Raw genomic sequence first — 22838 nt, 5'->3', positions numbered from 1 at the left:
CTGGCTCAACCAGGCGGCTTTCCGCGTCTCCTAGCCCTGCCGCGCGGCGTCGCGCCCCTGCCCGGACGCCCGCCCGGCGCGGCCGAGGCCAGCCCTGACGGGGCTCCGCCGGACGCAGCGCGGCCGGGGGGTTTCGGCGGGGGCGTCTTCGCGGGCCGCGGCCCTGGCGGCGGAGGACCAAGCGGCCCCGGCGGCGGCGGACGCGGCGGCCGTGGCGGGAGCCAGGACGGCCGGCTGCGGATCACCGTCTTCCACACGATCTACTTCGACAACCAGTACCTGGTGCGGCCCGGCGGACCGCTGCTCGACTTCCTGGACGGCGCCTCGCTGGGCGGCCTCGGCGGCCAGCCGCGGCAGGAGATCCAGGCGCAGGTGAACATCGCCGAGCGCGGCTTCGGCGCCGAGCTCAACGCCGACTGGAAGAGCGGCACCTCGGTGCGCGGCGGCGCGCTGGGCGACCTCGACTTCTCCGGCTTGGTCAAGGTCAACGCCCGTCTCTTCGCCGACCTTAGCCAGCGCAAGACCCTGATTGACCGCGCGCCCTGGCTGAAGGGCGCGCGGGTCACCTTGTCGGTCTCCAACATCTTCGACCAGCGGATCACGGTGCATGACGCGACCGGCGTGACCCCGCTCAGCTTCCAGCCTGCCTACGTCGACCCGCTCGGCCGCACTTGGCGGGTCGGCTTCCGCAAGCTGTTCTCCTGAGGCCGTCTGTGCAGCTTTGCTACGGACCCTGTGAGAAACCATCGCCTTGAAGACGCCCACATCCGGCGCTAGAAAATCCTACTAGAACAGTCGGACATTACGGGCCGGACTCCCACCGGCCTTCCGCCGCCGCAACCGCGTACTTATCTAAAGGTTGAGGGGGTGGATGGTCCCTGCGCGCGGAAGGCGCGCCGGCCCAGACGTCCAGGAGTTGAGGGGAATAAAAATGGCCGCAAGCGCCCTGTCTGTGATGTCGCCCGATGGCGGCCTCAGCCGATATCTGTCTGAAATCCGCAAGTTTCCGATGCTGGCCAAGGACCAGGAATTCATGCTCGCCAAGCGTTGGCAGGAGCACGAGGACCCCGACGCCGCCCACCAATTGGTGACCAGCCACCTGCGCCTGGTGGCCAAGATCGCCATGGGCTACCGCGGCTACGGCCTGCCGATCGGCGAAGTGATCTCCGAAGGCAACGTCGGCCTGATGCAGGCGGTGAAGAAGTTTGACCCGGACAAGGGCTTCCGCCTGGCGACCTACGCCATGTGGTGGATCCGCGCCTCGATCCAGGAATACATCCTGCGTTCCTGGTCGCTGGTGAAGATGGGCACGACCGCGGCCCAGAAGAAGCTGTTCTTCAACCTGCGTAAGGCCAAGAGCGAGATCTCCGCCCTGCAGGAAGGCGACATGCATCCTGACCAGGTCAGCGTCATCGCCACCAAGCTGGGCGTGCTCAACGAGGAAGTCATCTCGATGAACCGTCGCCTCTCCGGCGGCGATGCTTCGCTGAACTCGCCCATGCGGGCGGACTCGGAGAGCGAGTGGCAGGACTGGCTGGTCGACGACAAGACGCCCAGCCAGGAGACGGTGGTCGCCGACAATCAGGAGAAGACCATCCGCATGAGCCTTCTCGAAGAGGCCATGACCGAGCTCACCGACCGCGAGCGGCACATCCTGACCGAGCGCCGGCTGAAGGACGAACCGACGACCCTGGAAGAGCTCGCCTCGCAATACGGCGTCAGCCGCGAGCGGGTGCGCCAGATCGAGGTCCGCGCCTTCGAAAAGCTGCAGAAGTCGATGAAGGCCGCCGCCCACGAGCGCCACCTGGTCGACGCCTAAGATCCGAGGTCAGGCTTCGTCCAGCCTATCGCTGCTGACGCGCCTCGGCCGTCGCGGCGTTGAGCTTGCGGATTCGCGCCTCGTAGAGCCCGGCCAGGCGGCTGGGGTCGGTGACGGTGCTCCGCGCATCGCGCCAGGCCAGCTGGCGCTGGCGCAGCAGGTCGCGATCCTGGTGCGCGTCCAGCGCCTCGGCATAGGCCTGCCGCAGCTCGTCCTGCAGCCGCCGCAGCCGCGGGTCGCCGCAGATCGCGCGATCCGCCGGCGTCGGCTCGGCCGCGCAGCCGCTGGCCGCGGCCGGCGGTGACCGGCTCGGAGCCGTCTCAGCGGTCCTCACGGCCTCGGCGCTCCTGGTCGCGGGCCGCGACGGTTCACCCGCCGGGCTCTCCGGTTCGCGGGCGGGCTCCTGGTCGCTGGAGGGCGGCGTAACATCCTGCGGCGGCGGCGTTGCCGCGGCGGCCGGCGGGACCGCGGCCTCGGGCGTGGGCTCGACGAGGACCGGAGCTAGGGGCGCGGGCGCCGGGGTGGGCTGAGGCGTCAGCGCCGCGGTCTGGATGGGGGCCGGCGCGGCGGACGGCGACAGCACGTCGCGCGCTATCCGGCCGCCCCACCAGCCGAGCGCGATCCCCAGGGCGAGGCCGACCGCGAAGGTCGCAACGCCCCCGAAGCGAGGTTGGCGGGGCGGACGAACCTTCTCAGGCGCCGCGGCGCGCAATCGCAGCTCCGGCTCCTGCGGCTCGACCGCCTCGTCCTGCGGCGGCGGATCGGCGTCCTGCAGGCGGAGAGGCCGGCTTGTCTCTAGGGTCGGCGGCGGAGGTTCGACCACGACGGCCGCAACGGGGACGGCCGCGACGGACGCCATGGCCGGGGCCGGTGGCCTCTTGCGCCGGGACGGGCGCGGGGCCGGCGCCGAAGCCGAAGCCGCTTCGGGCTCCGGCGACGCCAGCGCCTCGACCTCGCGCGGCGGCGGACGCCAGTTCGGCATCGGCGGAAGGTCGTCGTCCTCCAGCGGCTCGCCGAGCTCGACGGCGACCAGGCGCGGCCCGGCCTGGCGCCGCTTCGCCGGGGCGTCCCGGCGCGCGGCCATCTCCTGGAGGATCTTATAGGATAGCGCCGCGTCGCCACGCCGGCGGCTTGAGTCGAGCAGTCGCCTGAGCTCCTGCGCGGTCACGTCGGTGAGGTTGACTTGCGGCATCGACAGCCGTCCTGGGCGCGTCTCAATTTCACTCGCCGGCGCCCGTCACTTCACCAGCGGGGCCGATATTAAGTCACGGACGAAAAGAGGGAAGGTCTATTGCTTGCAAGGACTGCGACCGAAGGTCCGGTTCCCGGCCGGCGTCAGGCCGCGAAGGCGGTGGCCTCGGCGTCCTTGGGCATATAGGCCAGCAGCGGCGCGGCCTTGGCGCTGAGCTGCTCCTGGTCGTAGGGCGCGCCCTTGCGCTCGATCTCGTCGAGGTAGCGGCCGAAGTCGATGGCCGAGGTGGTCAGCTTCAGGTCGGCGACGCTCATGCCGCATTTGCGCAGGTCGGTGACCTGGGCCTGCATGGAGCGCATCGCCTGGCTGGGATCGGTGTCGATCGCCGCGATCGCCGAGCGCAGGATCTTCAGCGCCTGGGCCATGCGTTCGGAGTCCGGCGTCGCGCGGGTGTCGGAGCGGCGCTTCAGGGAGCCGGTATAGTCGCCGGAGTTGAACCGCCGCCGGTCGGGGCCGACGTAGCCCACGGCCTCGACCCAGTCGCGCTGGCGTAGCGTCACCGCTTCCAGCCGGCGCAGCAGGTCCTTCATCGTGAACGGCCGGCGCAGGAATTCATGAACCCCGCCGTCGCGGGCCGCCAGGATGCCGGCCGCGGTCGCCTGGCCCGTGACCATGATCACCGGGGTGTAACGGGACGACAGGCTGCTGCGGCGCAGCTCGCGGGTGAAGGCGACGCCGTCCACCGGCTGCGGCCCCAGGTCGGCGAAGATGATCTGCGGATCGACGTTGCCCGCCAGTCGCATCGCCTTCGCGCGGGTCTCGGCCACCCAGATCTGCGAGCGGGCGACGTCGCGCATCAGCTCGCCGATCAACCGCGCGCTGGAGGGCTGAGAATCGACGACGAGTACGCGTTGCAGCATGGGCGCCATGCGTTGGATGATCTTGGCGTCGGTGTTGAACAAGGCGCGCGCTCCGGCTGGCCCCTCGTTGCTAACCCGTAGCTGGTAAAGAACGCCTTGACGGTAACTACGTTTTTCAGGGACGCCTTAATCCTGGAACGGATCGCGCATCAGGATGGTGTCGTCGCGTTGCGGGCTGGTGGACAGAAGCGCCACCGGGGCGCCGATCAATTCCTCGATCCGGCGGACGTATTTCACCGCGCTGGCCGGCAGGTCCCGCCAGGAGCGGGCGCCCTGGGTCGTCTCGCTCCAGCCGTCCATTTCCTCATAGACCGGAGTCAGCGAGCTCTGCGCCTTCAGGCCGGCCGGCAGATAGCTGAGGTGCTGGTCGCCCAGGCGGTAGCCGGTGCAGATCTTCAGGGTCGGCAGGCCGTCCAGCACGTCGAGCTTGGTGAGCGCGATGCCGCTGATGCCGTTCAGTGCCACCGACTGCCGCACCAGCGCCGCATCGAACCAGCCGCAGCGGCGGCTGCGGCCGGTGACCGTGCCGAACTCCTTGCCCACCGAACCCAGGTGCTGGCCGACCTCGTCGAACAGCTCCGTTGGGAACGGCCCCTCGCCGACCCGCGTGGTGTAGGCCTTGACGATGCCCAGCACATAACCCGGCCCCTTGGGTCCGAGGCCCGAACCGGCGGCGGCCTGGCCGGCCACGGTGTTGGAGGAGGTCACGTAGGGATAGGTGCCGTGGTCGACGTCGAGCAGGGCGCCCTGCGCGCCCTCGAACAGCACCCGTTTTCCGGCCTTGACCAGGTCGCCAAGCACCAGCCACGCCGGCTTGGCGAAGGGCAGGATCAGTGGCGCCATGCGCTCCAGCTCGGCCAGCAGGGCCGCGCCGTCGGCCTCCGGCAGGCCCAGGCCCCGGCGCAGCGGCGAGTGGTGGGAGAGCAGGCGGTCGATCTTGGCCTCCAGCGCCTCGCGGTCGGCGAGGTCGGCCACCCGGATCGCCCGGCGGCCAACCTTGTCCTCATAGGCCGGGCCGATGCCGCGGCCGGTGGTGCCGATCTTGTTGACCGCCGCGGCCTCGCGCGCCTGGTCGAGGTCGCGGTGCAGCGGCAGGATCAGGCAGGCGTTGTCGGCCAGGACCAGCAGGTCGGGCGTGATCGCGATCCCCTGGCCGCCGAGCTTGGCGATCTCTTCCAGCAGATGCCAGGGATCGACCACCACACCGTTGCCGATCACCGACAGCTTGCCCTGCACGACGCCGGAGGGCAGCAGGGAGAGCTTGTAGACCTGGTTGCCGACCACCAGGGTGTGGCCGGCGTTGTGGCCGCCCTGGAAGCGCACCACCACGTCGGCGCGGTTCGACAGCCAGTCGACGAGCTTGCCCTTGCCCTCGTCGCCCCACTGGGCGCCGATCACGGTGACATTGGCCATGGGTATGATCCCTCCCCCTGCCAGGAGAAGACCAACCGCCCTTCGACAGGGGCTCGGCGGATGGCTGGGATCGATTGTGGCGCCCGGCTCGTGGACGCGGCGGGTGTGTAGACCAGTGCGGCCTGCGTCTCAACCCCTCCTCTCCCCCGAGCGCAGCGAGAGGGGGAGAGGGCAGGGAGAGGGCGGCTGGACCTCTCACGTCCACAGCGGTGACCCGAGGGCCCTCGATGAACGGGTGGCGAATGACATGTGTCGAGCCGCCCTCTCCCTTCCCTCTCCCACTCGCTTCGCGTGGTGAGAGGAGTTTGCTATCAGGCGGGCATGGACATACCCCGCTTTCACCTGGCCTTTCCGGTGCGCGATCTCGCCGAGGCCCGCGCCTTCTACGGCGGCCTGCTGGGCTGCCCGGAGGGCCGGTCCAGCGACGAATGGATCGACTTCGATTTCCACGGCCACCAGATCGTCGCCCACCTGGCCCCCGACGAGATCGGTCACAAGGCCACCAACGCCGTCGATGGCCACGACGTGCCGGTCCGCCATTTCGGGGCGATCCTGCAGCCCGCCGACTGGGACGCGCTCGCCCGCCGCCTGCAGGCCGCCGGCACGGCCTTCGTCATCGAGCCCCACACCCGCTTCAAGGGCGAGGCCGGCGAGCAGTCGACGATGTTCTTCCTCGACCCGTCCGGCAACGCGCTGGAGTTCAAGGCCTTCGCCGACGACGCCATGGTGTTTGCGAAATGAGTGTCACCTTCGCCGACATCGAAGCCGCCGCGGCGCGCATCAAGGGCCATGCCGTCGAGACGCCGCTGGTCGAGAGCCCCGCGCTCAACGATCGGCTTGGCGGCCGCGTGCTGATGAAACTCGAGACCCTGCAACGGATTGGGGCCTTCAAGTTCCGCGGCGCCTACAACCGCCTGGTCCAACTCACCCCCGACGAACGCACACGCGGCGTCGTGGCCTTCTCCTCCGGCAACCACGCCCAGGGCGTCGCCCTGGCCGCCAAGCTGCTGGGCATGCCAGCGCTGATCGTCATGCCCGCCGACGCGCCGGCCATGAAGGTCGCCAACACCCGCGGCTACGGCGCGGAGATCAAGCTCTACGACCGCCTGAAGGAAAGCCGCGAGGCCATCGCTGCGGAGATCGCGTCGAGCCGCGGCGCCGTCGTGGTGCCGGCCTTCGACGACCCGCACATCATCGCCGGTCAAGGCACCGTCGGCCTGGAAATGGTCAGCCAGGCCAAGGCCGTGGGCGCCGCGTTCGACATCGTGCTGACGCCGGCCAGCGGCGGCGGCCTGATGGCCGGCGTCTCGGAGGCCATCAGGACCCTTTCGCCCAAGACGGCGTTCTGGGGCGTCGAGCCGGCCGCCTTCGACGACCTGGCGCTGTCGCTGGCCGCCGGCGAGCGGGTGACCATCCACCCGACCGGCCGCTCGCTCTGCGACGCGCTTGAGAGCCCGGCGCCGGGCGTGATCAACTTCCCGATGTTGAAGAAGAACCTGGCCGGCGCGGTGGGGATCACCGATCCCGAGGTCGCCGAGGCCATGCGCTACGCCTTCTCGACCCTCAAGCTGGTGGTCGAGCCCGGCGGCATCGTCGGCCTGGCCGCCCTGCTGACCGGCAAGGTCGAGGCCAAGGGCAAGACGGTCGGTATCGTGCTGTCCGGCGGCAACGTCGATCCGGAGCTGTTCGCCCGGGTGATCCGCGGGGAGATCTAGTCCGGAGCGAGGTCCGCGGTGAGTTCGCGGTAGATCTCCGCCCAGGCGGCGCCGAACAGGGCGAAGAAGGCCGTGGAGAACACCGCGACCACCAGGGCCCCGCCGACGATCAGCGGCATGAGCTGCGACAGGTCGATCTGCGGGTGCTGGAACCAGCCCCGGAGCCGCTCCAGGCCGCCCAATCCGCCGCTCAGCCCAAACACGACGCCCCCGAGCGCCATCTCCACAACCCACACCACGACGATCAGCACGAAGGCCACCCCGAACATCTTGCCCGCATGCCCGCGGGTCCGGTCCCAGGATTCGTAGAGCCTGAAGGCCCGCTGGTCGAAGCTCATCGGCGTGGCGAGCGACAGGCGCAGCATGACCCAGATCATCACGCCGAAGGCCGTGACCATCACCGGGATCATCAGCAGCGCCATCGCCGGCGATCCGCGCGCCAGGGCCCCGATGATGCCGATCATCACAAAGGTCGGCAGCATCACCGCGACCGCCAGGATGCAGGCCATGACGAACAGCACCAGCAGCACCAGGCCCAGCCAGAGCTCGCGCCCGCCGAGCCGCAGGTAGAAGAACGCGCGATCCTCCGGATAGAGCACCGCGCGGTAGATGGCGCTCAGCAGCACCGACTGGCTCAGCAGGCCGGCGATCCAGGAGAGCGGCTGCAACTGCATCATCCCGCCCTGCGCGCGCATCATCTCCGCCGTGCTCATCGGACTATGCGAGGCGCCCGCGGCGGTGACCTCCTGCATCAGCCGGGTCCATTCCGGCAGGATCAGGGCCATCACGCCGATCTGCGGCAGGACGCCCAGCACCAGATAGGCCGCCGACCAGGCCAGGAACGCGAGCGGATGGCGCCCGATCAGGCGAAAGCCCGCTCCGATCGCGGCGCCCGCTGAAAAATCGCCCATCCCGACCTCTCCCGCTCTTTGCCCGAGGATAGGCGCCCTTGCCGAAGCTTGACCAGCCGTTGACGCCGCCGGCTTAAGCCGGGCTTCACCCGGCCGCCCTAGTCTGGGCGGATGACCCGCTCCCGCATGGCGCCAAGGTGAGCGTCGCCCCCATCTCCCCGGCGGCCGCGCTGCTGCGTGCGCAGATCCTCGGCGCGGCTGAGACCGAACTCATGGCGCTGATCGGCGCCGTACAGGAACCCGCGACGGCGGCGCCGGAAGCCCTCAAGAAGACCGCCCCGCCGACGGCCGCCCCGCCCGCCCCTCCGCCCGATCCGGTCAGACAAGCCGTCGCGACCGCCAAGGCGCAGGCCGCGGGCCAGCAAACCAGCCTCGCGCCCCTGTTCGCCAATCTCGCGCAGGCGCTGACGCGTCCCGGCCTCCCGGCCCCGGTCCAGGCGGCCATCGGCCAGGTCCTCCAGCTCCAGACGCCGGTCGAGGGCCCATTCACCGCCGAAACCATCCGCCAGGCGGTGGCCCAATCCGGCCTCTTCCTGGAAGCCCACCTGGCGCAGGCCGCGCCGGACGCGCCGCCGCCGCCGGACCTCAAGGCCGCGCTCCTGACCCTGCAGCGGGCGCTGAGCCCCGCCCCTGCGCCGGACAGCGCCCCGCCGGCCCAGCCGGCGGCGTCGCCCGTGCGAGGCCCCGTGCCCGCCGGCCAGGCCCCCGCCTTGCCAAGCCTCCCGGCCGATGCCGACGCGACCACGATGGTCCGCGACCTGCTAACCCATCTGCCGCAGCCCACCCCCGACGAGGCGCCGACGCCGCCCCCGCCGACACCGGAGCTCAAGGCCGCGCTCCTGACCCTGCAACGGGCTCTCAGCCCGCCTGCACCGCCGGACGGCGCCCCGCCGGCCCCGCAGGCGGCGTCGCCCGAGCGCGGCCCTGTGCTCGCCGGCCAGGCCCCCGCCTTGCCAGGCCTGCCCGTCGATACCGCGGTGGCCACGATGGTCCGCGGCCTCCTGGAAGCCTACCTGGCGCGGGCCGCTCCAGGCGAGGAACCGCCGCCGGAGATCAAGGCTGCGCTCCTGACTCTGCAACGGGCCCTCAGCCCCCTCCCGCCGCCGGAAGGCTTGCCGCCGGCGCCGCGGACCCCACCGCCGGTGCGCGGGGCGGCCATGGCCGGCCAGGCCCCTACGCTCCCAGACCTCCCCGCCGGCGCCGACCTGGCCACCGTGGCTAAGCGCCTGGGGGTGGAGGTGGAGCAGGCGCTCGCCCGCCAGACCCTTCACCAGCTCGCGTCCGTGCCCGATCGGGCGACGCCGCCGACCTGGATGTTCGAACTGCCCATCGCCACGCCCCAGGGAACCGGGGTCGCCCAGTTCCAGGTCGAGCACGACGCTCCCGAGGCGGGCGCCGACGGGACGGCGGAGTCCTGGCGCGCGCGGTTCTCGGTGGATCTCGAGCCGCTCGGACCGGTGCACGTCCACCTGGCGATGAGCGGCGATCGCGCGGCGGTCACGGTCTGGGCCGAACGCCCGGAGAGCGTCGAGGTGCTGCGCAGCCAGGGCGAAGAGCTGGCCCGGGCCCTGCCGGGCGACGTGGTCTTCCGCCTGGGGGCGCCCCGGCCGTCCGCGCCGGCCAGCGGCCAGTTCGTGGACCAGACCTCATGAGCGCCGCCGACAAGGCCCCGGCCGCCAAGATCTCACTCGCGGTGGCGCTGAAGTACGACGCGCCCGGGGCGCCGAAGGTGGTCGCCGTCGGCCGCGGAGACCTGGGCCAGCGGATCATCGACGTGGCCCGCGAGCACGGCGTGCCGCTCGAAGAGAACGCCCCGCTCGCCGAAGCCCTGTCGACCGTCGAGGTGGAGACCGAGATCCCGCGCGAACTCTACGCGGCGATCGCCACGATCCTCGCCTTCATCCTGCGCGCCTCGGCGACCCGCGGCGCGGCGCCGCTCAGGCCCTGAGCGCCCCTAGAGCCGGTCCTCGGGCGCCGGCCGCAGGGCGTCGTCGCGCGGCGTGACCAGCCGGGCGAGCTTGGGCCTGAGCCACTGCTCGAAGTCGTCGACGAACTCGTAGACCACCGGCACCAGCACCAGCGACAGGATGGTGGAGGTCATCAGGCCGCCGATCACCGCCACGGCCATCGGCTGGCGGAACTCCGCGCCCTTCTCCAGCGCCAGCGCGGTCGGCAGCATGCCGGCCATCATCGCCATGGTGGTCATGACGATCGGCCGGGCCCGCTCGCGGCAGGCCTCCAGCAGGGCCTCGCGCTGGGACAGGCCGTCGCGCTCGCGCTCGATGGCGTACTCGACCAGCAGGATCGAGTTCTTGGCGGCCAGGCCCAGCAGCATCAGGAAGCCGATCAGCGACGGCACCGACAGTGACAGGTGGAAGATCAGCAGGCCCAGGAACGCTCCACCCACCGCCAGCGGCAGGGCCGAGAGGATCACGCCCGGCTTGAAGAACGAGCGGAACAACAGGACCAGCACCCCGAAGATCATCGAGACCCCGGCGAAGATCGCCAGCAGGAACGAGCTCATCAGCTCCTTGAAGGCCTGCTGCTGGCCGATGTCGGCCGGACCGACGCCCGGCGGCAGGTGCTTCATGATCGGCAGGTTGGAGATCGCCTTGGCCGCCTGGCCCAGCTCCACGCCGTTCAGCTCGGCCTGGATGGTGATCTGCTGCTTGCGGTTCAGCCGGTTGATCTTGGCGGGGCCGGCCTGGAACTCCACGTCGGCGACCGCGTCGAGCGTGGTCACCCCGCCGTTGCCGGTGGGCACCCTGAGCGCCTTGATCTGGGTGACGTCGGCCCGCGCGTCGGCCGGCAGGCGCACGCGGATGGGGATCCGGCGCTCGCCCTCGTCCAGCTTGGCGACGTTGGCGTCGATGTCGCCGACCGTGGCCACCCGGGCGATCTGGGCGATGGTGTCCACCGAGACCCCCAGCCGCGCCGCCTCGTCGGGGCGCGGACGGATGACCACCTCGGGCCCGATCGGCGGGCTCGAGGGGTGCACGTCGGCGAGCGACGGCAGGGTGCGCATCTCGCGCTCCAGCTCGAGCGCGGCGGCGGCCAGCGCGGTCGGATTGTCGCTGGCGAGGATCTGCTGGTAGCCGGCGGCGCCCTGGAAATCCAGGAAGCCGACCCGGGCGTCCGGGATGTTGCGCAGGTCGGCGCGCAGCCGCCGCTTGAACGCGTCGTCCGAGGTCTTGCGATGGGGATCGAGCAGCACCGTGATGGTGCCGTCCTGCAGGTCGGAGCCGCCCCCGAAGCCGAAGCCCGGGCCGCCGGTCGCGGCGTTGGAGCCCACCTGGGTGAAGATGCTGGTGACCTCGGGTTGCTTGCGCATCAGGTCGGTCACCCGCTGGGCGGCGTCCTCCATCGCCTGGACGGACGCCCCTGGCGGGCCTTCGATCTTCACATAGACGTAGTCCGGGTTGCCGGCCGGCTGGAAGCCGGTGGGCAGCAGCGGCACGAGCGCGATCGAGGCGAAGAACACCACCCCGCCCACGATCGAGGCGACGATACGGTGGTCGAGCGCCCATTCCAGGACGTTGCGGTAGAGGCCGGTGAACGGCTTGCGCGGATGCGGGTTCTTGGCCGGCCGCAGCAGGTAGGCGGCCATCAGCGGCGTCACCAGCCGGGCGACCAGCAGCGAGAACAGCACGGCCACCGAGACGGTGAGGCCGAATTCCTTGAAGAACTGCCCGGCCTGGCCCTTCATGAACGAGACCGGGGTGAACACCACGACGATGGCCATGGTGGTGGCCACCACCGCCAGGCCGATGGCGTCGGCGCCTTCCATGGCCGCCTGATAGGGCCGGATGCCGGTCGCCACCCGCTTTTCGATGTTCTCGATCTCGACGATGGCGTCGTCGACCAGGATGCCGATGACCAGCGTCAGGGCCAGCAGGGTCACCAGGTTCAGCGAGAAGCCGAACAGCTGCATCACGAAGAAGGTGGGGATCAGCGAGATGGGCATCGCAAAGGCGGTGATCATCGTCGAGCGCCAGTCGCGCAGGAACATGAACACCACCAGGGCGGCCAGGATCATGCCTTCCAGCAGCACGTGCTGGGTGGCCTCGAAGCTCGCCCGGGTCTCGTCGACCGAGGAGAAGATCTTGGTGAACTTCAGCCCCGGATTGGCCTTTTCCAGCTTGGCCAGCGACTTGATCACCGCGGTGTCGACGTCGACGTCGCTGGAGTCCTTGGTCTTCATCACCTGGAAGCCGACCACCGGCCGGCCGTTCAGCCGCGCGAAGCCGCGCACTTCGGAGGCGCCGTCGCCGACCTCGGCCACGTCGGTCAGCTTTACGAAATGGCCGCCGCCGGTCGGGATGTTCAAGTCGCGGAGCGCCGCCAGGGTCTTGACCGATCCCAGCACGCGCAGGGTCTGCTCGCGCCCGCCCACCGCCACCCGGCCGCCGGCGGCGTCGAGGTCGAAACCGCGCAGGGCTGTGGAGACGGAGGCCGCGGTCAGCTTGCGGGCCGCCAGCCGGGCCGGATCGACCAGGATGTTGATCTCGCGGTTCACGCCGCCGACCCGGCTGATCTGGGCGACGCCCGGCTCGGCCTGCAGGGCGCGCGCGATCGTGTCGTCGACCAGCCAGGACAGGTCGGCGTCCGACAGGCCGGGCTTGGCCGCCGCATAGGTCAGGATCGGGGCGCTGGAGATCTCCACGCGCTGCACCGTGGGCGGATCGATCTCCCGGGGCAGGATGGCGCGGGCCTGGTCGACCCGCTGGCGGACGTCGTCCACCTTCTTCTGCAGGTCCGAGCCGATCTCGAATTCGATGGCCGTGGTGGTGACGCCGAGGCTCACCGAGGACTGGATGTTGCGCACGCCCTCCAGGCCCGCCAGCGCGTCCTCCATGGGACGCGCGATCTGCGTCTCCATTTCGCCGGGCGCGGCGCCGCTCTGGGTGATGGTGACCGTCACCACCGGGAATTCGACGTTGGGGAACTGCTTAATCGGCAGGCCCGAGTAGGCGATCATCCCCGCGAGCACGAGGGCGATGAACAGCACCACCACCGGCACAGGGTTGCGGATCGCCCATGCCGAGATCGGGAAGCCGGTGCTGCGCGTGGCCGGCGAGGTCATTTCCGGGCGCTTCCCACAGTCGCTACGGCGGCGCGCGGCTGGGCGGCTGCCACGGGGGCGGCGCCCTCCTGCGGCTTGATCAGGTCGCCGTCGAGCAGGAAGGCCGCGGCGTTGAGCACGATGCGCGAGCCGGCCGGCGGACCCTTGGTGAGCTCCACCAGGCCGCCGCCGCGCTGGCCGGTCTGCACAACGACCTTCTTCACGCGGTTGTCGGCGCCGACCACCATCACGCTCGCGCCGTCGGCGTCATAGCGAACGGCGGTCTCCGGCGCGGCCAGCACCGTGCCGGTGACGTCGCTGAACACCGCCCGGGCGAAGCCGCCGGCGCGGATGTCCGAACGAACCGGCAGATGGACGCGCACCGCGCCCAGCTTGCTCTGGTTGTCGATCTGCGGGCTGACCAGGCGCACCACGCCCTGGACGATCTCGCCGCCGGGCAGGGTCACCTGGGCGTGCTGACCGGGATGGATGTTGGCGAGATCGTCTTCCGAGACCTGGGCGGAGAGCTCGACCTCGCTGTCGCGGGCGATGCGGAACCACGGCGTCGCGGCCACGGCCGAAAGGTCGCCCGGCCGCACGGTCCGTTCGAGGATCAGGCCGGAGACCGGCGAAGAGACCGAGAGCTTGCTGACCCGGGTCCTGATGTCCTTCAGCGCCGCGGCCTGGGCCGCGGCGGTGGCCTGGGCGGCGCGGGCCTGGAACCGCCGCTGGTCGATGGCTTCCTGTGAAATCACCCCGGCGTTGTCGAGGTCCTTCACCCGCGCAGCCTGGTCGGCGGCCTGCAGCGCCTGGACCTGGGCCTGGGCGGCGACCGCCTCGGCCTGGGCGAGCTGGGCCTGGACCAGCGCCGGATCGAGCTGGACCAGCGTCTGGCCCTGCTTCACGTGGTCGCCCACGTCCACCAGCACCCTGGCGACGCGATAGCCGTTGACCTCGGGCAGGACGGCGGCTTCCTCGCGCGGCACCAAGTCGCCGGACGCGGTGAGCGCGCCGGAAATCGCCTGGGGCTGCAGCCGCACGACGCGCATGGCGCGGGCGTTCTCGGCCTCGGTGACCTTCGCCTTGGGCTTCTGGCAGCCCGCCAGGGCGAGGCTCGCCAACAGCGGCAGGATGAGGAGCGCCGAAGCGGCTTTTGATCGTTGCATGCGGGTCACGTCTCAGCGGGCCTGCTTTTGGGTCGGGAAACGCTCGGCGGGCCAGCCGCCGCCGAGCGCCTTGTAGGCCTGGACGGTGCGGCGGAACGCCTGCACCTGGGCGGCGGTGAGTTGCGAGCGCGTGGCCCGCCAGGACTGCTCGGCGCTGAGCGCCGTCTGCAGGTCGGTCAGGCCCCGGTCGTAGCCGATCTTCGCGGCGCGGGAGCCGCGCGCCGCGCGCGCCTCGCCGTCGGTGAGCAGGGCCACGCGCTTGCGGTCGGCGTCGAGCCGCACCAGCGCGCCCTCGGACTCCGAGAACGCGGTCTGCACCGCCTTTTCGTAGGCGATCACCGCCTGTTCGGTCCGCGCGTTCTGGGCCTTCAGCTCAGCCAGCAGCTTGGGAATCGACAGCAGGGGCTGGGTGAAGGCGCCGCCGGTGATCAGCGACTGGGCGGTCACCGAGAACCCCGGCTGCGACTGCTTCTGCCAGCCCAGGGCCGGCGTGAAGGTCAGGGTCGGCAGGAAGGCCAGGACGTCGGCCTCGGATCGGCCGGCCTGGCCGGCCACGCGGGCCTCGGCCTGGCGCACGTCGGGACGCCGCTTCAGAAGCTCGCTCGGCAGCGACTCTGGCATGGGTGGCGGCGCGCCGACGGTGGCGTCGACCGCGAGATTGGCGGTCGGCTCGATGGTGCGGCCGGCGAGGATCAGGATGGTGCGGCGCTGGGCCTGCAGCTCGGCCTCGAGGCCCGCGGCCTGGGCGTCGGCCTGCGCCAGGTCGCCGGCCACCCGGTCGGCGTCGGACGTGGCGGCGATCCCGACCGCCGCGCGCTTGGTCGCGCTGTCGTAGAGTTCGCGCTCGATCCGCGCCGTCTCGCGGGCGTCGGCGAGCTGGATGGCTAGGCCGCGCGCCTGGAAATAGGCGTCGGCCACGCTGGCCGCCAGGCTGGCGCGGGTCCCCTCGTAGTCGAAGCGGGCCGCGGCGAGGTCGCCGTTCACCGCCTTCCGCGCCGCCAGGAAGCGGCCGAAGATGTCCACCTCCCAGCTGACGTTGAAGTTCACCGCCTGGGCGTCGGAGACGCCGCTGGAGGAGAAGCCCGGGATGTTGAACACCGTGCCCGCCAGCTGGTGGGTGTCGGTCCGCCGGCTCGAGCCGGAGACGTCGCCCTGCGGCAGGTAATGGACCAGGGCTTCGGTGTGGTTGGCGCGGGCCTCGTTGAGCCGGGCCGCGGCGCTGCGGGCGTCGGGATTGGCCGCCAGCGCCTGATCGATCAGGCCGGTGAGCTCGGGGTCGTTGAACGCCAGCCACCAGCGGTCGAGGTCGATGGCGCCCGCGGGCGCCGCGCCCTTCGGGGCCTCATAGGCCGTCGGCAGGCGCAGGTCCGGCGTGCGCACATGGGCGCAGGCGCCGATCGCGAGACAGGCCCCAAGCGCAAGGAAGACCGGGACGGCGGAAGCGGCGGAACGCATGGAGGGTTTTCGTGACCGAGCGGCGGGAGGACCTGAGGACCCGTCCCTAGTCGCCACGCGCGGCCACACTGGATGCAGGGCCCCGAACCGGACGTCTAGCGACATGAACACACAAGCCCAGTGATGGAGACGCCCCTGCCGGCGCCTCTGGTGGGCCCCTAGCCGGGCTCCTCTTAGCGAAACTCCGTATGTTGTAAAGTGTTATTCGCTGTGTAACGTGGCCCTATGACGACGGAGTTCACAGGCCGCGGCGATCCGGGACGGAGCATAGCCTTGCTCTGGGGCCTGGCCGGGACCGGGCGGCGCGGGCCCAAGCCCCGCCACTCCGTCGACGAGGTGGTGCAGGCGGCCATCGCGCTCGCCGACGCCGAGGGCCTCGCGGCCCTCTCCATCCGCCGGGTGGCCGAGACGCTCGGGCTCTCGCCGATGTCGCTCTACACCTATGTGCCGTCGAAGGCCGAACTCGTGGACCTGATGCTCGACCGGGTCGCGGGCGAGGCGGACGACCTCGGCCCCGCCGTCGGCTGGCGGCCGAAGCTGGAGCAGCTGGCGCGGCAGGGTTGGGCGCGCGCCCAGCGCCACCCCTGGATCATCCAGGTCGGCGTGCATCGCCCGCCGCTCGGCCCCCGCGTCCTGGCCCGGGTCGAGGCGACGCTGCAGGCCATCGACGGCCTCGGCCTCGACGAGCTCGAGATGGATCTCCTCACCACGCTGATCGGCGACTATGTGCGCGGCGCCGTCCGCGCCGCCTTGGAAGCCCGCGAGGTCGAGCAGACCAGCGGCATCAGCGACGAGCAGTGGTGGGCGCTCAACGAAGAGCTGCTCAAGGGCCTGGTGGAGCCGGACCGCTATCCCACCACGGTGCGGGTCGGTCAGGCCTACAAGGCCGCCCGGGAGGTCGGGCCCGACCACATGCGCAGTTTCGAATTCGGCCTGCAGCGGGTGCTGGACGGCATCGAGGTGTTCATCGATCGGCGTCGCGCCAACCTGGCCTAGCTCTGCCGCGCGCGGACCATTAGGGTCGCGCCAACTTCGCACCCCTTTCCGAGTGATCGATGAAAAAGCTTCTGCTGAGCGCCGCCGTCTGCGCCCTTTCCACCTCCGCCTTCGCCGCCGATCCGCACATCGATCCGGCCAAGCTCTCCGAGCACATCAAGGTCCTGTCGTCGGACGCCTTCGAGGGCCGCGGACCCGCCACGCCCGGCGAGACCAAGGCGGTCGCCTACATCACCCAGGAGTTCAAGGCCGACGGCCTGCAGCCCGGCGGCGACAAGCTGAAGTCGGGCCAGCGGTCCTGGACCCAGGCCGTGCCGCTGGCCGAGTTCGACATCAAGGGTCCGGTCGCGGTCAGCGTGAAGGCCGGCGGCGAGACGCTCACCTGGAAGCAGGGCCAGGAAGTGGCGATCCGCGCCGCCCAGACCGGCGTCGACCACGTCTCGGTCAAGGACGCGCCGGTGGTCTTCGTGGGCTATGGCGTCAAGGCGCCGGAGCGCAACTGGGACGACTTCAAGGGCGTCGACCTGCACGGCAAGATCGCGCTCGTCCTGGTCAACGACCCGGACTTCGAGACCGGAAAGGGCGACTTCGGCGGCAAGGCCGAAACCTACTACGGCCGCTGGACCTACAAGTACGAGGAGGCCGCGCGCCAGGGGGCCATCGGCTTCATCGTGATCCACGAGACCGCGCCCGCCTCCTACGGCTGGAACACGGTCAAGAACTCCAACACCAACGCGGTCTTCGACATCATCCGCAAGGACCCCTCGAAGGTCCACGCGCCGATCGAAGCCTGGATCCAACGCGACTCCACCGTCGAACTCTTCAAGAAGGCCGGCCTCGATTTCGAGGCGCTGAAGAAGCAGGCCCAGACCCGCGAGTTCAAGCCGGTGATCTTGTCCGGCGTGACCTTCTCCACCGACTTCGCCGTCGACGCCAAGAAGGTCGTCTCCCACAACGTCGTGGGCCTGCTGCCGGGGACCAAGCATCCGAACGAGCGGGTCATCTACACCGCCCACTGGGACCACCTGGGGGTCGGCCTGCCCGACGCCAAGGGCGACCGAATCTATAACGGCGCGGTGGACAACGCCTCGGGCGTCTCCGGCCTGATCGAGCTCGGCCGCGCCTTCGCGCACGCCCCGCGCACCGAGCGGACCGTGCAGTTCATGGCGGTCACCGCCGAGGAAAAGGGCCTCCTGGGCTCGGAATACTACGCCACCAACCCGGTCTATCCGCTGGCCTCGACGGTCGCGAACATCAACATGGACGGCGCGGCGGTGAACGGCCCGGCCAAGGACATCTCCACCTCCGGCGACGTCGGCCTCACCCTGCAGGACGACCTGATCGCGGTGGCCAAGGCGCACGGCCGCAGCTTCACCCCGGACGCCCGGCCGGAAGCCGGCAGCTTCTTCCGCTCCGACCACTTCTCCTTCGCCAAGCAAGGGGTGCCGGCGCTGTCGTTCGGGTCCGGCCAGGACCTGGTCAAGGGCGGGGTCGCGGCCGGCAAGGCGGCCCGCGAGGCCTACACCCGCGACCGCTATCATCAGCCCGCCGACGAGTTCGACCCGAATTGGGACCTCTCGGGCATGGCCGCCGACCTGACCATCGGCTTCGACCTCGGCCGGCAGCTCGCCAATTCCCGCGAGTGGCCCGAGTGGAAGGCCGGTTCGGAGTTCAAGGCGATGCGCGACAAGACCGCGGCCCAGAGGAAGTAGGAACCATGGCGGCAGGAACCATCCGGGCGGGCATCGGCGGCTGGACCTTCGAGCCCTGGCGCGGGGTCTTCTATCCGGAGGGCCTGCGTCAGGCCGACGAACTCGCCTATGCCGCCTCCAAGCTCACCGCCATCGAGATCAACGGCACCTACTATTCCAGCTTCAAGCCGGACAGCTGGGCCAAGTGGCGGGCCGCGACGCCCGATGGCTTCAGGTTTGCCGTGAAAGCCTCGCGCTTCTGCACCAACCGCAAGGTGCTCGCCGATGGCGCGGAGAGCGTCGGCAAGTTCCTGAACCAGGGTCTTTCGGAGCTCGGCGACCGGCTCGGGCCGATCCTCTGGCAGTTCGCGCCCACCAAGAAGTTCGACGCCGCGGATTTCGAGGGCTTCCTAAAGCTGCTGCCCAGGACCCAGGACGGCCTGCCGCTGAGCCACGTCCTGGAGGTGCGCCACCCAAGCTTCGCCGACCCGGCCTTCATCGCGCTCGCCCGCAAGCATGAGGCCGTCGTCTGCCTGGCCGACCACTTCACCTATCCGATGATCGCCGACGTCACCGGGCCCCTGGTTTACGCCCGCCTGCAGACCGGCTCGGACGACGCGCCGACCGCCTATCCGGCCGAGAAGCTCGACCTCTGGGCCGGGCGCTTCAGGACCTACGCGGCGGGCGGACGGCCCGACGACCTGCCGGCCGCCGATCCCGCGACGCCGGCGTCCAAGGTCCCGCGCGACGTCTACGCCTTCGTAATCCACGAGGGGAAGGTCCGCGCCCCGGCCGCCGCCATGGCGCTCATCGAGCGGGTCGCGGGCTAGCCCCAACGCAAACGGCGCCCCTGAGGGGGGCGCCGCCGCTTGGATCGGATTGTCTTGGAAGCCTAGGCGAAGGCGAGCGCGGTCCGGCGACGACGCATCATCGCGCCGACCCCGCCGAGGCCCACGATCATGATGGCCCAGGTGCTCGGCTCCGGAACGCCGCCCGGTGTCACGAAGGCGAAGGCCTGGTGCTCGGGCGAATGGCCGTCCTGGTCGAAGATCACCGTCATGGCGCCCGTCGACTGGCCGTTCAGGAAGTTGGCGCTGGTGTAGGTATTCACCAGGCTGTCGACCGAGCTCGTGCTGTCGAAGTTGTAGGACGGGTTCTCGACCCGCCAGATGGCGATCTGCACGGCGGCGAGCTGGTTGGCCAGCGTGCTCGAGATGTTGTGGTTCGGGTCGCTGAGCGTGTCCGAGTTCCACAGGTTCGTGCCGAAGGTGATCAGCTTGTTGATGTTGGTGACGTCCTGGGCGCCCAGGTCGTGCTGCTGCCAGAACGAGTCCGCGCCGTTATCCGTCAGCGTGCCGGTCGTGTAGGCGAGGTTCACGTTGCCCGCGCTGTTGATGCCGACATCGATGCTGTGGAAGATGTCCACGCAGAAGCCGAGGAACTGGAAGGTGTTCTGGCTGGCCTGCGAGCCGTTGTTGGCCGTGAACAGGATCGGCCCGGCGTTGACGTTGTTGGCGTTGTAGAAGAAGCCGTCGATGTCGACCTGCTTCGGATTGAACATTTCGCCCTTGTCCAGATAGATGCTTGCCGCGCTGGCGGGGGCGGCCATGGCCAGGAGCGTCGCGCCGGCGACGGCGGCGACCAGGAGGCCCTTCAGGCCGCGGGCGACGAATTTCGTTTCGATCTGAGACACTGAGAACTTCCCTTGTGAGTTGTGCGGTCCTCCAAGCAAACGAGGCGCCGTTTTCCCCCGCCGGGCGAGTTGCGGCGCCGAAGGCCGTTGACCGACCTAGGGTCACGGGCGTCCGATCGGGCCAACGGAAGGAAACCCCCGATGGCTGAGCTCACCCAGAATGACCTGATGTACCGACCCGGCCTGATGAAGGGTCAGCGGATCCTGATCACCGGCGGCGGCACCGGCCTTGGCAAGGTGATGGCCGAGGCCTGCCTGATCCTGGGCGCGGAGGTCTATATCTGCGGCCGGCGCGGCGGGGTGGTCGAGGCCACGGCCAAGGAGCTAACCGACGCCCACGGCGGAAAATGCGTGGGCGTGGCCTGCGACATCCGGGTGCCTGAAGCCATCGCCGACATGATCGAGACGGTCTGGGCCGACGGCGGCGCGCTCACCGGCCTGGTCAACAACGCCGCCGGCAACTTCATCAGCCGCACCGAGGACCTCTCGGCCCGCGGCTTCGACGCCATCTCCAACATCGTCTTCCGCGGCTCCTTCTTCGTGACCCTGGAATGCGGCAAGCGCTGGCTGGCCGAAGGCAAGCACGCTTCGGTCGTCTCGATCCTGACCACCTGGGTGTGGAACGGCGGCCCCTTCACCGTGCCCTCGGCCATGTCCAAGGCCGGCCTCAACGTCATGACCCAGTCGCTGGCGGTCGAGTGGGGCGGCCGCGGCGTCCGCTTCAACGCCATCGCGCCCGGCCCCTTCCCGACCGAAGGCGCCTGGGCCCGGCTCAATCCGGGCGCCGGAACCGACTCCGAGCCCGCCGACCCGACCATCCCGCTTGGCCGCAACGGCGAGATGCGCGAACTGGCCAACCTCGCCGTCTATCTGCTCGACACCGGCTCGGCCTATGTGAACGGCCAGACCATCGCCATCGACGGCGGCTCGCACCTGCAAAGCGGCGGCGGCTTCAACCGCCTGGCCTCCTGGGGCGATGCGGAGTGGGAGGCGGCGCGGGACTCCATCCGCTCGGCCAACGAGAAGGACCGGGCGCAGCGGACGGTCTAGTGGGTGAGGGAGCTTTGCTTTCCGCAGCGGCGCCCCTAGAGTGACGCGCGTCACTTTTGAGTCTTAGTAGAGCTTCATGTCCCAGGTCGCATACCTCAATCCCGGCAAGCGCGAGCAGACCAAGGTCGCCAACCGCCAGGCGATCCTCGACGCCGCCCGCGAGGTGTTCGGCGAGCTGGGCTATGAGACCGCCACGGTGCGCGACATCATCCGCCGCACGGGCCTCGCGGCGGGCACCTTCTACAACTACTACCGCTCCAAGGAGGAGGTGTTCGCCGCCCTCGCCGACGACGGCGCGCGGCGGTTCGGCCCGATCCTCAAGAGCCTGCGCGGCAAGGGCTACACCTTCGAGGAATTCGTCCACCGGGCGATCAGCGCCTATTTCGACTTCATCGCCGACGAGCACCGCAACTGGGCCGCCCGCCGCCCGGCCGGCGAGCCGCACCTGCACGTGCAGGGCGAGACCCCGGAGATGGCGGCGGTGTTCGCCGACATCCGCGACGCGCTCGCCGAGGACATCGCCCAGCGCAAGGGGCCGTTCGCCGATCCGGACTACATGGCCGCCGCCTGCATCGCCATCGCCCGCGATGTCGGCGACAAGATGCTGGAGCGCCGGCCGATCGACACGGCCGGGGCCACCACCTTCGCCGTCACCATGATCCTGGGCGGCCTGAAGGGCTTGCCGACGGCGCCCGCCTGACATGCCGAGCGTGGCCACGCAGCGCTGGCTGCTCTCGAAACTCCTGAGCCTGCCGGCGCCGGTGCTGCGCCTGATGTCCGGCGGCGGCGTGGTCTACCAGGGCGGCCGCACGCTGGATCCTCGCCTGCAGTTCATAGCCGCCCAGGCCCGCCGGGAGCCGCCGCTGCCGACGCTGTCGCCCGAGGAGGCCCGCCGCGCCTCCGCGCGCCTTGGCGCCCTGCTGACCGGGACCCCCGAGCCTGGCGTGACCACCGAAGCGATCGCCATTCCGGGGCCCGGCGGCGTCATCCCGGCGCGCCTCTATCGGCCGCGGAGCCAGGACCCCGACGCGCCGCTGATGATCTACGCCCACTTCGGCGGCGGGGTGCTCGGCGACCTGGAGACCTGCCACACCTTCTGCACCATCCTGGCCGCCACCGGCCGGGGCCCGGTGCTGTCGGTCGACTATCGCCTCGCGCCCGAGCACCGCTTCCCGGCCGGCCTGGAGGATATGCTCGCCGCCTACCGCTACGGCCGCGACAACGCCGAGCGGTTCGGCGCGCCGCTGGCCCAGGCGGCGATCGGCGGCGACTCCTGGGGCGGCAACCTCGCCGCGGTGGTCTGCCAGGACCTGAAGCGGGCCGGCGAGCCGCAGCCGGTGCTGCAACTGCTGATCTATCCCGGTACGGACGTCGCCTGCGAGAGCGCTTCGGTGACCACCTACGCCGACGCCTTCCCGCTCAGCAAGGCGGTCATGGACTGGTCCATGGGCCACTATATGGGCCCCGGCGACGACCCCGCCGACCCGCGCCTCTCGCCGCTGCGGGCGGAGAGCCTCGCGGGTCTGGCGCCGGCCATCGTCGTCACCGCAGGCTTCGACCCCCTGCACGACGAGGGCGAGGCCTATGCGCGGCGGCTGAAGGCGGCGCACGTGCCCACCGTCTACCGCTGCTACGACAGCCTGGCCCATGCCTTCACCGCCTTTACCGGGGCGGTCCCCTGCGCCGACGTGGCCTGCCGCGAGATCGCCGGCCTGGTGCGCGAAGGCTTCGAAGGGCGCATCGCCTGATGCGCGC

At 70.5% G+C, this 22838-nt stretch carries 19 protein-coding genes and 1 pseudogene; 12 read left to right on the top strand and 8 right to left on the bottom strand.

Going from position 1 to position 22838, the window contains the following annotated elements; translation table 11 throughout:
• A pseudogene (locus tag ACESMY_RS18445) lies at positions 1-705 on the top strand (TonB-dependent receptor); the annotation flags it as partial.
• 226 nt (positions 706-931) lie between these two features.
• Positions 932-1819 carry an RNA polymerase sigma factor RpoH gene (gene rpoH, locus ACESMY_RS18440; RefSeq protein ID WP_372786079.1) on the top strand — a complete coding sequence of 296 codons (888 nt, stop codon included), beginning with the start codon at positions 932-934 and terminating at the stop codon, positions 1817-1819.
• A 25-nt stretch (positions 1820-1844) separates the two neighbouring features.
• Here rpoH and ACESMY_RS18435 read toward each other — a convergent pair whose 3' ends face one another.
• The 3 genes from ACESMY_RS18435 to ACESMY_RS18425 form a co-directional block, all read right to left on the bottom strand.
• Positions 1845-3011: a hypothetical protein gene (locus tag ACESMY_RS18435; protein ID WP_372786078.1), complete on the bottom strand. Its 1167-nt coding sequence runs from the start codon at positions 3009-3011 to the stop codon at positions 1845-1847.
• 143 nt (positions 3012-3154) lie between these two features.
• On the bottom strand, positions 3155-3973 hold the full coding sequence (locus ACESMY_RS18430) for a two-component system response regulator (protein ID WP_372786077.1): 819 nt from the start codon (positions 3971-3973) through the stop codon (positions 3155-3157).
• Positions 3974-4057: 84 nt separating this feature from the next.
• Complete coding sequence (locus ACESMY_RS18425) at positions 4058-5344, bottom strand: adenylosuccinate synthase (protein ID WP_372786076.1); 1287 nt, start codon at positions 5342-5344, stop codon at positions 4058-4060.
• Positions 5345-5665: 321 nt separating this feature from the next.
• Between ACESMY_RS18425 and ACESMY_RS18420 the strand changes: the two genes are divergently transcribed.
• On the top strand, positions 5666-6085 hold the full coding sequence (locus tag ACESMY_RS18420; RefSeq protein WP_372786075.1) for a VOC family protein: 420 nt from the start codon (positions 5666-5668) through the stop codon (positions 6083-6085).
• Complete coding sequence (locus tag ACESMY_RS18415; protein WP_372786074.1) at positions 6082-7059, top strand: threonine/serine dehydratase; 978 nt, start codon at positions 6082-6084, stop codon at positions 7057-7059. The genes ACESMY_RS18420 and ACESMY_RS18415 overlap by 4 nt, the downstream gene beginning before the upstream one ends.
• On the opposite strand, the gene ACESMY_RS18410 is transcribed toward ACESMY_RS18415, so the two are convergent.
• Entirely contained in the window at positions 7056-7970 is a 915-nt protein-coding gene (locus ACESMY_RS18410; protein ID WP_372786073.1) for a hypothetical protein, read from the bottom strand. The genes ACESMY_RS18415 and ACESMY_RS18410 overlap by 4 nt on opposite strands.
• Positions 7971-8107: 137 nt before the next feature.
• Here ACESMY_RS18410 and ACESMY_RS18405 point away from each other — a divergent pair, with 137 nt between their 5' ends.
• Complete coding sequence (locus tag ACESMY_RS18405; protein ID WP_372786072.1) at positions 8108-9622, top strand: flagellar hook-length control protein FliK; 1515 nt, start codon at positions 8108-8110, stop codon at positions 9620-9622.
• Positions 9619-9918 carry an EscU/YscU/HrcU family type III secretion system export apparatus switch protein gene (locus ACESMY_RS18400; protein ID WP_372786071.1) on the top strand — a complete coding sequence of 100 codons (300 nt, stop codon included), beginning with the start codon at positions 9619-9621 and terminating at the stop codon, positions 9916-9918. The genes ACESMY_RS18405 and ACESMY_RS18400 overlap by 4 nt, the downstream gene beginning before the upstream one ends.
• Before the next feature lie 6 nt (positions 9919-9924).
• Here ACESMY_RS18400 and ACESMY_RS18395 read toward each other — a convergent pair whose 3' ends face one another.
• Genes ACESMY_RS18395 through ACESMY_RS18385 form a run of 3 tightly spaced genes read right to left on the bottom strand, consistent with a single transcriptional unit; the run spans position 9925 to position 15653 of the window.
• Complete coding sequence (locus tag ACESMY_RS18395) at positions 9925-13053, bottom strand: efflux RND transporter permease subunit (protein WP_372786070.1); 3129 nt, start codon at positions 13051-13053, stop codon at positions 9925-9927.
• Positions 13050-14198 carry an efflux RND transporter periplasmic adaptor subunit gene (locus tag ACESMY_RS18390; protein ID WP_372786069.1) on the bottom strand — a complete coding sequence of 383 codons (1149 nt, stop codon included), beginning with the start codon at positions 14196-14198 and terminating at the stop codon, positions 13050-13052. Before ACESMY_RS18390 ends, ACESMY_RS18395 begins: the two co-directional genes overlap by 4 nt.
• A gap of 12 nt (positions 14199-14210) precedes the next feature.
• Complete coding sequence (locus ACESMY_RS18385; RefSeq protein ID WP_372786068.1) at positions 14211-15653, bottom strand: efflux transporter outer membrane subunit; 1443 nt, start codon at positions 15651-15653, stop codon at positions 14211-14213.
• Positions 15654-15926: 273 nt separating this feature from the next.
• Between ACESMY_RS18385 and ACESMY_RS18380 the strand changes: the two genes are divergently transcribed.
• The 3 genes from ACESMY_RS18380 to ACESMY_RS18370 are packed head-to-tail and all read left to right on the top strand — an operon-like array spanning position 15927 to position 19170.
• Positions 15927-16649 (top strand): TetR/AcrR family transcriptional regulator, encoded by a 723-nt coding sequence (locus ACESMY_RS18380; RefSeq protein WP_372786067.1) that lies wholly within the window; start codon positions 15927-15929, stop codon positions 16647-16649.
• A gap of 59 nt (positions 16650-16708) precedes the next feature.
• On the top strand, positions 16709-18361 hold the full coding sequence (locus ACESMY_RS18375; RefSeq protein ID WP_372786066.1) for a M28 family metallopeptidase: 1653 nt from the start codon (positions 16709-16711) through the stop codon (positions 18359-18361).
• Between the two features lie 5 nt (positions 18362-18366).
• Entirely contained in the window at positions 18367-19170 is an 804-nt protein-coding gene (locus ACESMY_RS18370) for a DUF72 domain-containing protein (RefSeq protein ID WP_372786065.1), read from the top strand.
• A gap of 62 nt (positions 19171-19232) precedes the next feature.
• Here ACESMY_RS18370 and ACESMY_RS18365 read toward each other — a convergent pair whose 3' ends face one another.
• Entirely contained in the window at positions 19233-20033 is an 801-nt protein-coding gene (locus tag ACESMY_RS18365) for a PEPxxWA-CTERM sorting domain-containing protein (RefSeq protein ID WP_372786064.1), read from the bottom strand.
• Between the two features lie 141 nt (positions 20034-20174).
• Here ACESMY_RS18365 and ACESMY_RS18360 point away from each other — a divergent pair, with 141 nt between their 5' ends.
• The 3 genes from ACESMY_RS18360 (at position 20175) to ACESMY_RS18350 (ending at position 22831) form a co-directional block, all read left to right on the top strand.
• Positions 20175-21083, top strand: coding sequence for an SDR family oxidoreductase (locus ACESMY_RS18360; protein WP_372786063.1), 909 nt, complete (start codon positions 20175-20177; stop codon positions 21081-21083).
• Positions 21084-21159: 76 nt separating this feature from the next.
• Positions 21160-21783: a TetR/AcrR family transcriptional regulator gene (locus ACESMY_RS18355; protein WP_372786062.1), complete on the top strand. Its 624-nt coding sequence runs from the start codon at positions 21160-21162 to the stop codon at positions 21781-21783.
• A 1-nt stretch (position 21784) separates the two neighbouring features.
• Positions 21785-22831: an alpha/beta hydrolase gene (locus ACESMY_RS18350; protein WP_372786061.1), complete on the top strand. Its 1047-nt coding sequence runs from the start codon at positions 21785-21787 to the stop codon at positions 22829-22831.
• The last annotated feature ends 7 nt before the right edge of the window (positions 22832-22838 follow it).

This window comes from Phenylobacterium sp. (assembly GCF_041691455.1).
GTDB lineage: Bacteria > Pseudomonadota > Alphaproteobacteria > Caulobacterales > Caulobacteraceae > Phenylobacterium.
This window is presented reverse-complemented; position numbering and strand designations above follow the sequence as displayed.